Here is a 12,930-nt window from a genome sequence, read left to right on the forward strand (position 1 = left end):
AAATGAAGGTGATATAGTAAAAATACGGTTAATTCAGAAAATTTAAATATAGAATTTGGTATTCTTTGATAAAGGATGCAATGCGAAATGAAAAAATGGTTTCATCGTTCACTAAAAAATCAACTCATTGCCTTTATTCTAATCGTGGTTCTTATTCCTATCATCATTTTAGGGCTGATTTCGTATTATTCTACGGTTCAACTATCTAAGGATCGTGCGGAAATTTCTGGTGAAAGTTTTCTAGAACAAATACAAGATTCCATATCATTTATTATCAATGATGTGGAAAATATGTCCGTGTTCTTAATAGGTAATCAGGCAGTTCAAGAATATTTACAGGTGGAGGGAGATCCCATTTATCCTCAACGTGAGATATATGGGTTTTTATCAAATCTAGCTTTTTCCAAACAATATATTGATGATATTATTATTTACCCATCAAACGGGAATTCGCCAATTTCCACGAATTTAGTTATGGATACAGAAGAAATGGGAATTTTTGACCGAATTCCTTCCAACAAATGGTGGTCTTATCGAAAAGAAAATGAGACAGTGGATGGACGACAGGAGAGAATTAGTTTAACCAGACCCATTCGTAGTACAAGTGACTTTGAGCAAATCGGTTATTTAACAATTAACTTAAATGTAAAAGTGATTGAAGCGTATTTAAATGCAGGGGAATTAGAGTGGGATGGTTCTGTATTCATCCTCAATAATGGAAAATTACTATCAGGTAATCAAACAGTCAGTCAACAAGTCGATAGCAGCGAATTACAACAAATTATTGATCAAACAAAGCAGGACCGTTTCACCTATGAATTAGGAGCAGAAAAATTCACGATCTTTACTAAAGAAATCGAAACAGTGGGTTGGGATTTAGTAAGTGTCATACCTTTTCAAGAATATAGCTCGCAGAATAAATATATCTTATGGCTTACCGTTTATTCTGTTATTCTCGCTGGGGTATTAATAACTGCACTGGTTATTTTCTTTATTTCTAAAGTATTGCGCCCACTAATTAAATTAACGGACACGATTCGAACAGCAAATCCAGGGGATAAGTTAAGCGCAGTTGATAGTTTTTCCTATAATGAAATTGGCGATTTGATAAGTAGTTATAATCAGTTGAATGAACGTATTTCGGTGTTAATGCGCCAAGTTCAAAAGAACGAAGCTATCAAAAGGCAAGCAGATTTGCAAGCGCTTCAATCCCAAATAAATCCACATTTTTTATATAACACATTAGCATCCGTTCATTGGATTGCATTACAATCGCAAGCGTATGATATTTCTAGAGTCGTATCTTCTTTAAGTACATTTTTACAGTTTAGTCTGAATAAAGGTAATGAATATTGTACGATTGAACAAGAAGTTGGCCATGTTCGCCATTATGTTGACATTAAAGAAATACGTTTTCCAGACACATTTTCTTTACAACTCGATATTCCAGAAGAGATCAAGCAGGATTGTATACTAAAGCTTATTTTACAGCCGTTAGTTGAGAATAGTATTAAACATGGCTTCTTTTCCCTCCAACAACATTATGGAAGGATTAAGATAACCGCAGAAAAAAAGGATAACCGAATTCATTTTGCAGTGATGGATAATGGTGCTGGGATGTCGGAAGCGAAAAGGAAAGAATTACAATCTCAATTTTTGGAAGATCCATTGTCTAGTGGTGTTATTGGTACAAATTATGGCCTTCGTAATGTCAATTTACGTTTGTGTTTACATTTTGGACAAGCTAGTGGGTTACGAATTTTTAGTGAAAAATTAGCCGGTACGACAATCCAATTCTCTATTCCAAGAAAAGGAAGATGACCGATGAAAGTACTAATTGCGGATGATGAGATTATTATTCGAGAAGGGATAGCAAATGTGATTCCTTGGGAGGAAAATGGTTTCCTATTACTTGATCCTGCGGCTTCAGCGGAAGAAGTGATAGAACGAATAGAAACGGAGAAACCAGATATTTTAATCACTGACATTCAAATGAAAGAGATGAACGGACTTGAACTTGTTTCATATATTGGAAAGAAAAATTATTGTATCGAAAGTATTTTGCTAACAGGGTATGATGACTTTGCCTATATTCAAGAGGCACTCAGGCAGGATGTATGTGATTATTTATTAAAAACTAGCAGTCCAGATGAAATAATCACTGCAGTTAACCGGGCAAAAAAACGATTAGAAAAAGATAAAAAATATCATCGTTGGTCAAACGCGGCATATTCAGAAGAGAAAAATACAATAGTACAAACTCTATTTCATCAACGAGATTCGAAAGATCAAGCAAAATTGGCGGAAGCTCTTCCCGAATTAGCTACTCCCCCTTATCAACTTATTCTGATTGGGACAACCCTTGATACGCAGACATTACATTCTTATGAAAAAATATGGAATGGGTATTTATATGGAACGTGGTTACATGATGACCGGTTTACGTTGATACTTACAAAACGAAATACCTATTTAGAGGACGGTTATTTATTACAAATGGCAATCAAAAAAATACGTCAGATGGTCCAACAGCCAATATTCATGAGTAACGTTATATCAACCTTAAATGAATTGCCGTATAAATATGAACAGCTATCGCAGCTTCACTTATATAAATATATATTCACAGATGCTGTTACCATCAGTGAACAAATGGTTAAAGAAAGAACCGGAATTGCCTATCACGAGAGAAAAGAAGAGTTTCTTCAGCAACTTATAACGTTTCTTCATAATGGAGAATATGACAACTTAATTACTTGGGTGCATGCATTTCATACTTGGTTATTTTCGCATTCTCAAGCTACTCCGGATTCTATCCAGTTTTATGTGCAAAATTTGTACATGGAAACCATAAGATATATGAATCGAATTCAAGATCATGAACGGCGTTACGAATCAATTCCTTCAGCAAGTAGTTGGTTTCAACGACCTACGGAAATATTGCAAGCACGATTTTCCCAATTACAGCAGGATTTCCAAAAGCAAGCACAAAAGAATTCAAATTATGTGGAACAAAGCATTTACTATATAGAGGAGCATCTTGGACAATCACTATCTTTACAAGAAGTGGCCGGATATATTTCAATCCACCCTAATTATTTAAGTGAACTAATTAGAAAGAAAACAGGAAAATCCTATGTTGAACTAGTAACCATACTTCGTGTGCAGAAAGCAGTTGACTTTCTTCTGTATACTTCTTTAACAGTTAAAGAGATTGCAAAAAATATTGGATATAATGATCGAAAGTATTTTACAAAAATTTTTAAAAAACATTATGGTGTCACTCCAACACAATATCGCCGTCGAAATTAACGATAAACATGATATAAGATTATTTAAAATACTTAGAAATTTAACCCCTGATATGATATTCTTCCCCCTTAACGAGGGGGGAAGGTTTTCTTAAACTAAAGCTAAGTACTAATAAGGGGGGATTTTATGAAGAAAGCACTGCTAGGACTTGTCATAGTATTAATGCTGACAGGCTGTATTCCAAATGCGGATAGTGAGACAACAAATGAAGAGACGAGTGGAAAAACAACGATATCTATTTGGCATAACTTTGCTGGTGACGATTTACGAGCAAGAAAAGTTAGAGATATGATTGCATCCTTTGAGGAAAAGAATCCTAACATAGAAGTAGATGAACAAGCGATCCCAGTAGATGGTTATCGGCAACGAATAAGTACTGTTGCTGCTGCTGATGAACTTCCAGATGTTTTCCTTACCTACGCAGGAAGTTTTACCGATGAATTCTATCATGGTGATTTAATTCAACCAATTACTCCGTTGTTTAATGAGCATTCAGATTGGAAGAATGCATTTCTTGACGGTGCATTAGAGCCGTATAACTATGATGGTGAATTGTACTCGGCACCTGTTGCGATGTCAGCTACGTCATTCTTGTATTACAACAAAGATATGTTTGAGGAACATCATTTATCTGTTCCAAAGACATGGAATGAATGGATGGAGGTTATCGAGGCTTTTAATCAGCAAGGTATTACACCAATAGCACTCGGAAATAAAGCTCCTTGGGTAGCGCAATCAACGACATTCGGTGCAATCGCTGATCGGGTTACAGGTACAGAATGGTTTCTAAATGCGGTTGAACAAGATGAGGCTTCCTTTACCGATCCAATTTTTCTTGATGCATTAAATCGTTTTAAACAATTAGTTGATAAAGGTGCGTATGCTGATGGAGCTAATAGTATGGACAATACACAGGCAGAGCAGTATTTTGCTCAAGGAAAAGCAGCAATGATGATAAATGGCGCTTGGTCATTGAGTAGCTTAGGTGCTTCCCAATCAGAAGAAGTATTAAATAATATTGGTGTAACTGTCGTTCCAACAATTGAAGATGGAAAAGGATCTGGGAATACCATTACTGGAGGCCCTGGTGGCGGATTCTTACTTAGTAGTAAGACAGAAGGAAAAGCAAAAGATGCAGCACTCGATCTTATTTATAAGCTGAGTAATGCCGAAGCACAGAAACAAATTGCAGAAAGTAATTCCATGGTAATGTATGATGTTGAAATTGACAAAAAGAATGTAAACCCCCTATTCTATGAGGCCTTTAATTTAATCCGCGAGGTAGAATTTGCTCCTGTCTATGATTTGTACTTAACTTCAGAAGCAGGTGAAGCTGTTAACAATGGGCTTCAGGAAATTATGTTAGGTGGAGATCCTGAAAAGGTAGCAGAAACGATTCAAAAGGCTCAAGCTTCCAATGAATAATATGGCACAGCAAATGGGGAGGAAATGATATGCAAGCTAACTTAAAGCTAAAAGGGTTGTTGGTCATTACGTTGCTCCCAGCCCTTTTGCTTTATTCTTTTTTTGTCATTATTCCAATATTTTGGTCTTCCTACTATGGATTTTTTGAGTGGTCTGGGTTAGGAGAGGCAACATATATTGGATTTCAAAATTACATGGAAGTTATACAAAGTTCTGTTTTTTGGAGATCATTTAAAAATAATATGATTATCGTTGCTGCATCTGTGTTTGGACAGGTTCCAATTGCGTTGGCTTTAGCATTAATGTTACGAAAGCGCAATTGGTTTCAGAAAGTGGTAAGATCAGCGGTTTTCTTACCAATGGTTATTTCCACAGTGGTTGTCGGATTAATTTGGGGGTATATTTATGATCCTGAATTAGGAGTTATCAATGCTGTATTACGAGCAGTTGGGTTAGAATCATGGACGAAATCTTGGCTTTCCGACCCTTCTGTGAATATGTATGCGGTAGCCGTTCCAATTATTTGGAATTATATAGGACCATACTTAATTATTTTTATTGCAGCTATTCAAAATATCCCTTCCGAAATGGAAGAAGCAGCAATGATTGACGGTGCTTCCGGGTGGAAAAAGTTAATTTATATTATCTTACCAAATATGTGGACCACAATTAAAGTTGCAGTCGTGTTGTGTATCTCTGGAAGTTTAAAGGCGTTTGACCAAGTATTTGTAATGACTGGCGGGGGACCAGCCGAATCTACAGAAATATTAGCTACCTATATGTATAATAATACTTTTCTTGTTTATCGTTATGGCTATGGGTCAGCCGTTTCTACAATGATTATTATTTTAAGCTTGATTCTAATAGGGATTAGTCAACTATTGATGCGAAGAAAAAATGGATAGGAGGGGGAATAGATATTGAAAAAACGATGGTTTCATTTAATAAAAGTTACATTTCTAAGCATATTTTCGCTAATGATGATCTATCCCCTATATTGGTTAATTACAAGTTCATTTAAGTCGAATGAGGAATTCTTTGCAGAACCATATGCTTTTCCGACAAGTATTTCCTGGGGGAATTTCACAAGAGCATGGGAAGTGGCTGACTTAGGAACTGCCATGATTAATTCCGTTATTGTAACCGTATCAGCCACTGCGTTAACTGTTTTTCTTGGAGCGTTAACCGCATATGTGTTGTCTCGGTTTACCTTTCGTTTAAAGGCGTTTTTAATGGTGTTCTTTTTGTTAGGAATGCTAATTCCCATTCATAGTACATTAGTGCCTCTGTTTACCATGATGAATCAAGTTGGATTACTGGACACTTATTGGGCGTTGATTTTACCGTATACTGCTTTCGAACTTCCAATCGCGATCTTTTTGACGGTGGCTTATATGAGTTCGATACCAAAAGATTTAGAAGAAGCAGCTGTCATCGATGGAACAGGGTATTGGGGAATTTTCTTTCGAATCATGCTTCCTTTAAGTGTACCTGCATTGTCTACAGTAGCAATACTGTCTTTTTTAAGGTATTGGAATGAGTTTGTATTTGCGCTTGTATTTATTAATGACAATTCGTTAAAAACACTTCCATTAAGTCTTTCCATTTTCTCAGACGGCTTCAGTACCGATTATGCGCTGACAATGGCCGCAATGACCATTGCAGTTATACCTACCATTATTATGTATCTTCTTTTCCAAGAGCAAATAATGAAAGGAATGGTAGCAGGTTCCGTAAAAGGCTAATTCAATAAAGGGCGGTGTCATGAATGCGGGTCATTTTAGAAAAATATACGAATATACTGCAACAATTATATTGGTTTGCATATTTACAACTACTTTGGGTAATTTTCAGTGTTTGCGGGTGTATCATCTTTGGTATTTTCCCAGCCACCTATGCCTTATTTCATATTTGGAAAGATTTTCAGTCGGATACTTCGACGACAAAAGCATTGTTTCAGCAATTTCATCATGTGTACATGACATCGTTTTTCTCATTGAATAAAGCAGGTATGCTTTGGCAAGCAATGGTCCTATTAATTAGTACAAATCTAGTCATTATTCATCCCGATTATGTACTGTTTAAATGGATGGTTTTGGGGATGTTAGGTTTCCTATTGTTAAGTGTGATTCATTTCTTCAGACAAGTTGATTTGAATGGACAAATAATCGGACAAATAAAGAAATCGTTTATGCTTGTTTTATTATATCCCAAAAATAACGCTATTTATATGATCGTTTTCTTAGGTCTTATCCTATCACTATATGTATTACCCGGTGTGACTTTCTTTTTTGGAGTGAGTCTTTCAATCTATTTAATCGTACAGTTTGATCGCAAAACAGATTGTATTTTTTGAAATAACGGGAAGTCGGACAAAAAAATGCCAGTTAAGAGAAAACCGAACGAAATTCGAACTTGTTCCTTTCTATTCGGTTTCGTTCGGTTTTTAATTATTTGATTACAATCTGTATTAGAATAAGCTGATTCGTAGTTTTGGCTAGTATAATAGCAGTTAAGTGAAAATGTGGGGGTTCCTTTGGTAAGCGACTTGCCAACTTAGTTGTGGTCGTACTGTAGGAACAATGTTCAGAATGTAAATCATCTAATTTCATCAAACATTATAACGTTATATTTACTTATGGAGAATTTCATGATATGCTTTTCTTAAATCGATAAATATTAGAAAAGGTGAATGGAGATGAAGGATCGATTTGTAGTACGTAATGTAAAACGTACTGATGAAACGATAATCGACATTGTAGTAGAAAAAGGAAGAATCATAGATATAGCAAAAGCTGGATATGGTCAAGGAGAAAATGTATACGACTATTCCGGATACTATATATCTAGTGGGTGGATTGATCTGCATGTTCATGCTTTTCCAGAATTTGATCCTTATGGAGATGAGGTTGATCAAATTGGAGTTAAACAAGGAGTAACAACTATTGTTGATGCTGGTAGCTGTGGTGCTGATAGAATAGCAGATTTAGCGGCTAGTAAAAGACAAGCAAAAACCAACTTATTTGCTTTTTTAAATGTTTCTCGTATTGGATTAGCGAGAGTAGATGAACTATCCAATTTGAATTGGATTGATCAAGCAAAGGCCATTCATGCTGCACAAACCCATCATGATATTGTCATCGGGTTGAAGGCTAGAATGAGCAAAAGCGTAGTAGGAGAAAGTGGGATGAAACCTCTTAAAATCGCAAGAGAACTTTCGAATAAGACAGCATTACCTTTAATGGTACATATTGGTTCAGCACCACCAAAGGTTGAAGATATTATTCCTTGTTTAAAAGCAGGTGATGTTATCACCCATTTCTTAAACGGTAAATCCAATAATTTATTTCAAGCAAATGGAGAACCGTTAAAGGTCTTGACAGATGCCGTGAATCGAGGGGTTCATTTAGACGTTGGCCATGGGACATCTAGTTTTTCATTTAAGTATGCAGAAGCAGCGAAGCAGCACGGTATAAAATTCAATACGATAAGTACCGATATTTATCGTGGTAATCGAGTAAATGGTCCAGTATACAGTATGGCCCATGTGCTGACAAAGTTCTTATATTTAGGATATTCACTAGAAGATGTAATTGATGCTGTAACGATTCATGCAGCTAACTGGCTTGATAAGCCGGAGCTTGGTCGAATTAAAGTAGGAGACCGAACAAATTTAACGCTATTTACAATTAAAGATAAACAGACAGCACTAACTGATTCTGAAGGGGAACAACGAAGCTATTCTAAACAAATTCAACCTAAAGGAGTGATCATTAATGGGGAAATCATTGAATGCTAAGTATGGAATGAAACGTGTCATTAATGCAAGTGGACGTATGAGTATACTTGGTGTTTCGTCTCCAAGTGATACGGTTATGGAAGCAATGAAATATGGCGGACAAAACTATGTAGAAATAGCAGATTTAGTAGATAAGGCGGGAGATTATGCAGCTAGTATACTTGGTTCGGAAGCTGCGATCGTTGTGAATTCCGCATCCAGTGGGATAGCACTTTCTGTAGCTGCACTTGTTACAGAAGGTAATCAGCGCAAAAGTGAACGACTGCATCAAGATGAACTAAGTAAAAATGAAGTAATTATCTTAAAAGGTCATAACGTTCAGTATGGTGCTCCAATCGAAACAATGGTTTATCTTGGCGGCGGGAAGCTTGTAGAGGCAGGCTACGCAAATGAAGGGAAAGCTGTACATATAGAGGAAGCAGTTTCGGAACGTACGGCAGCTATTCTTTATGTGAAATCGCACCATGCTGTACAAAAAAATATGATCTCTGTAGAGGAAACGTGGAAGATAGCAAAGGATAAACGGGTGCCACTTATTGTAGATGCAGCTGCTGAAGGAGATTTACAAAAATATGTTTGCTATTCGGATTTAGCCATCTATAGTGGTTCAAAAGCAATTGAAGGACCAACTTCTGGAATTGTCGGAGGGAAGCGTAAGTACATTGATTGGTTAAAGGTTCAAATGCATGGCATCGGGCGAAGCATGAAGGTAGGTAAGGAAACAACTTTTGGTTTACTTCAAGCATTAGAAGAGTATGGCAATAAAGAAGATAATTCAGAACAAGAAAAAGAAATGTTGCAAGCTTTAACTCCTTTAGGTGAATTAACTGGAGTAGATGTAACTATTGTTCAAGATGAAGCAGGAAGGAATATCTATCGGGCGCGAATACTAGTGAACCCTGAATTAGCAAAGATAGATGCAAGTAATGTAGTAGATCAATTACGCAATGGGGAAATTGCAATTTATACCCGTGATTATGGGATAAGACAAGGTTTCTTTGATATTGATCCACGACCACTACAAGCTGATGATATTCAGATTATAGCTGCAAGATTAAAAGAAATCATTGGAGGAGAATAAAGATGTCTACAATAAAAAAACGATTCTATAAAGACAGAGTTGCTCTAAATGTTTTGGCAGATGATATAGAGAATGCCAAAGAGGTTTTTGAAGCTGCGTATGGCTACGTATTAATTGGCGTGCTTTCAAAAAATTATGAAACAGTTGAACAAGCCGTGGCGGCTATGAAGGAGTATGGGAAAGCAATTGATGAGGCGGTATCCATTGGTCTTGGGGCAGGTGATAATCGTCAAGCTGCTGTTGTTGCTGAAATAGCCAGCCAATATCCAGGGAGTCATATTAACCAAGTTTTTCCGGCAGTTGGTGCAACGCGAGCTAAGCTAGGAGGAGAGGATAGTTGGATTAATGCATTGGTTTCCCCGACTGGAAAAGTTGGTTATGTGAATATTTCTACAGGCCCAATTAGCGCCTCCCAACATGAACAAGCAATCGTTCCGATTAAGACAGCAATTGGACTAGTACGTGATATGGGAGGGGATGCATTAAAATATTTCCCGATGAAAGGCTTACGTTATGAAGAAGAGTACCGGGCCGTTGCAAACGCATGTGGAGAAGAAGGATTTGCACTAGAGCCAACAGGTGGTATCGATAAAGAAAATTATGAAAGCCTTTTACAAATCGCTCTAGAAGCAAACGTACCTAAGATTATCCCTCATGTTTATTCATCGATTATTGACAAGGCTACAGGGAAGACAAAGGTGGATGATGTAGCAGAGTTAATCCAAATGACAAAGAAATTAGTTGATAGCGATGAGTAAACACATTGCAGCATTTGGGGAAGTCATGATGCGACTTCAGGTTCCGGGGTATGAGTCTTTAGCACAAGGAAGGACATTGAATTATTCCTTCTCCGGGACTGGAGTCAATGTTACTTCAGCAGTAGCACGCCTTGGTCATACAGGTTACATGATATCTACATTGCCGAAAAATCCGATAGGTGATGCTGCAATGTCATTTATTCAAAAACTAGGTATTGTACCTTCGTATATATCGCGTAATGGTGAAAATCTCGGAATGTATTTTTTAGAAAATGGATTTGGAGTACGTCCTAGTCAAGTTACCTACTGTAATCGGCAAGAAAGTAGCTTTAATACAGCGACAACGGATAACTATCATTTTCAGAAGATTGCTGAAGAGATCGATGTCATTCATTTTTGCGGGATAACCTTAGCAATGAATGATCAAGTACGAAGTCAAATGAAATCGCTTGCTAAAGCAGTGAAAGCAAATGGAGGAAAAGTGGTATTTGACTGTAATTATCGACCATCTTTATGGGGAGAAGGTGGGTATAAAAAAGCGAAATCACATTATGAGGAAATGCTCCATTTGTCTGACTTGGTAATGATGAATGAACAAGATGCAAAATATATTCTTGAATTAAAGACAAATAAGCTAGAACGGAAGGAGCAATTGATCGATCTCCTCCCTATCGTTGCACAAACGTATCAAATTCCAGTTATCGCTGGGACGCATCGCGTCATCGACAGTGCAAATTTCCATTCCTTGCAGGGTTTTATGTATAAGGATAATTCACTTACTTTTGCTGAGCCTGTATCTTTTCAAGTACTTGATCGAATTGGAGCAGGAGATGCATACACAAGTGGGATTTTACATGGAGAAATCAACGGATTTTCACCTGAGAAAACCGTTGCGTTTGCAACCGTTGCGGCTATGCTCGCTCATACGGTTGTGGGAGATACACCTACAGCAAGTGAAAATGACATTTTCCAAGCGATGAATCACGCTTCTTTGGATTTAAAAAGATAGGCATCCCTCTTCATTTAGGACGCCTTGTTCAATTGCTTTATGATGTTACATGAAACAACTTTATGACTAACAGCAAAGGGGTAAACTCGATGGATATATATTTGTTAATTATTACATTGCTTTCGATTGTCATTGTTATTTTGGGTGTATCATGGTGGAACTGGCATGCATTTATTAGTTTAACCGTTGCAAGTATGTTCTTGGCAATTATGTCTGGTTTATCCATGGATTCAATTGTTACAGCTTATGAATCGGGTGTTGGAAGCGTATTAGGACATTTAGTCGGAATCCTAGCTTTCGGTACTATTTTAGGAAAGATGATGTCGGATTCTGGTGCGGGCGTACAAATAGCTAATTACTTTGTGCGACTCTTTGGGGAGAAAAAACTGCCCTGGGCGATGCTGTTTTCAGGTTTTATTATCGGGATACCTGTATTTTTTGAGGTAGGAATTGTTATATTATTGCCACTGGTCATTGCGATTCGAAAGAAGACAAATCAAAATATATTGTTGATTGGATTGCCAGTAATTGCTGGTTTATCCATTGTACATGGTATCGTACCTCCTCATCCAGGAGCGATGACCGCAATAAGCATTTATGGTGCGAATTTAGGAAGTGTACTTTTATATTCACTCATCATTGCACTTCCTCCAGCAATTATAGCAGGACCACTCTTTGCAAAGTGGATACATAAGCGTGTTGCTCCAAAAGGGGAGCCAAGCGTTGTTCGTCCAGAATCACCGTCCCAACAATTACCTAGTATTGGAGTTTCATTTTTCATTATTTTAATGCCGATTCTATTAATCTTGCTATCTGTTTTTGCACCTTACTTGGAATTACCTGACGTATTTACAGAATTTCTAGTGTTTATTGGAAGTCCTGTAATAGCACTGTTACTTGCCTGCTTTGCAGCATATTATTTGCTTGGTTTTCGACAAGGGATGGATAAGCAGTTAATCAAGAAATTAACAGATGAATGCATACTGCCTATTGGTTCCATTATATTAATTATTGGCGCAGGTGGTGGATTTAAAGAAATTCTGATTGAAAGTGGCGTTGGGGAGACGATTGCTCAAATGGCACAGCACTTTTCTCTATCTCCAATTGTATTAGCTTTTGTAGTTGCAGGATTAATTCGAGTAGCTACCGGTTCAGCAACCGTAGCACTTACTACTGCTGCAGGAATTGTATCGCCTGTTATTGCAAATATGTCAGGTGTTAATTTAGAATTACTAGTTATAGCAACCGGAGCAGGCTCACTTATGCTGTCTCATGTAAATGATGCCGGCTTTTGGTTAGTAAAAGAGTACCTTGGATTAACAGTAAAAGAGACTTTTAAAACCTGGACAGTCCTGGAAACGTTATTATCGTTTATTGCTTTTGGATTGGTTTTAATTATTGATATATTCATTTAAGTGGTATTCCAATATGGCAAGGCTCACAAGCTCGTAGTGATGCCTTGTCACGCATACATACGAAGAATCAGGCTTATCTTTCTTGTTAAAACGATTATTTATAGTAAAATAGATCTGTGGTAGAAGCGATA

11 protein-coding genes are annotated in these 12,930 nt (G+C 37.1%); all 11 read left to right on the forward strand.

Annotation, left to right across the window (positions count from 1 at the left end):
• The first annotated feature begins 87 nt into the window (after positions 1-87).
• The 11 genes from BN990_RS06230 (at position 88) to BN990_RS06280 (ending at position 12,799) form a co-directional block, all read left to right on the forward strand.
• Positions 88-1,821 (forward strand): cache domain-containing sensor histidine kinase, encoded by a 1,734-nt coding sequence (locus BN990_RS06230; protein ID WP_021289090.1) that lies wholly within the window; start codon positions 88-90, stop codon positions 1,819-1,821.
• A 3-nt stretch (positions 1,822-1,824) separates the two neighbouring features.
• Positions 1,825-3,312, forward strand: a complete 1,488-nt coding sequence (locus BN990_RS06235) for a response regulator transcription factor (RefSeq protein WP_021289089.1) — start codon at positions 1,825-1,827, stop codon at positions 3,310-3,312.
• 126 nt (positions 3,313-3,438) lie between these two features.
• On the forward strand, positions 3,439-4,737 hold the full coding sequence (locus BN990_RS06240) for an extracellular solute-binding protein (RefSeq protein ID WP_038242961.1): 1,299 nt from the start codon (positions 3,439-3,441) through the stop codon (positions 4,735-4,737).
• Positions 4,738-4,766: 29 nt separating this feature from the next.
• Complete coding sequence (locus BN990_RS06245; RefSeq protein WP_038242968.1) at positions 4,767-5,642, forward strand: carbohydrate ABC transporter permease; 876 nt, start codon at positions 4,767-4,769, stop codon at positions 5,640-5,642.
• Positions 5,643-5,714: 72 nt separating this feature from the next.
• Complete coding sequence (locus BN990_RS06250; RefSeq protein ID WP_081674659.1) at positions 5,715-6,482, forward strand: carbohydrate ABC transporter permease; 768 nt, start codon at positions 5,715-5,717, stop codon at positions 6,480-6,482.
• A 23-nt stretch (positions 6,483-6,505) separates the two neighbouring features.
• A complete protein-coding gene (locus BN990_RS06255) occupies positions 6,506-7,093 on the forward strand; it encodes a DUF624 domain-containing protein (protein ID WP_021289085.1) in 588 nt (195 codons plus the stop codon).
• 342 nt (positions 7,094-7,435) lie between these two features.
• Entirely contained in the window at positions 7,436-8,536 is a 1,101-nt protein-coding gene (locus tag BN990_RS06260; protein ID WP_021289084.1) for an amidohydrolase/deacetylase family metallohydrolase, read from the forward strand.
• On the forward strand, positions 8,514-9,617 hold the full coding sequence (locus BN990_RS06265; protein ID WP_038242975.1) for a DgaE family pyridoxal phosphate-dependent ammonia lyase: 1,104 nt from the start codon (positions 8,514-8,516) through the stop codon (positions 9,615-9,617). The genes BN990_RS06260 and BN990_RS06265 overlap by 23 nt, the downstream gene beginning before the upstream one ends.
• Before the next feature lie 2 nt (positions 9,618-9,619).
• Positions 9,620-10,375: a 2-dehydro-3-deoxy-phosphogluconate aldolase gene (gene dagF, locus BN990_RS06270; protein WP_038242976.1), complete on the forward strand. Its 756-nt coding sequence runs from the start codon at positions 9,620-9,622 to the stop codon at positions 10,373-10,375.
• Positions 10,368-11,384: a sugar kinase gene (locus BN990_RS06275; protein ID WP_031334979.1), complete on the forward strand. Its 1,017-nt coding sequence runs from the start codon at positions 10,368-10,370 to the stop codon at positions 11,382-11,384. Before dagF ends, BN990_RS06275 begins: the two co-directional genes overlap by 8 nt.
• Before the next feature lie 89 nt (positions 11,385-11,473).
• Positions 11,474-12,799 carry a GntT/GntP/DsdX family permease gene (locus BN990_RS06280; RefSeq protein WP_021289080.1) on the forward strand — a complete coding sequence of 442 codons (1,326 nt, stop codon included), beginning with the start codon at positions 11,474-11,476 and terminating at the stop codon, positions 12,797-12,799.
• Positions 12,800-12,930: the final 131 nt, after the last annotated feature.

The sequence above is a fragment of the Virgibacillus salexigens genome, assembly GCF_000723585.1.
Classification (GTDB): Bacteria; Bacillota; Bacilli; order Bacillales; family Amphibacillaceae; genus Virgibacillus; species Virgibacillus salexigens.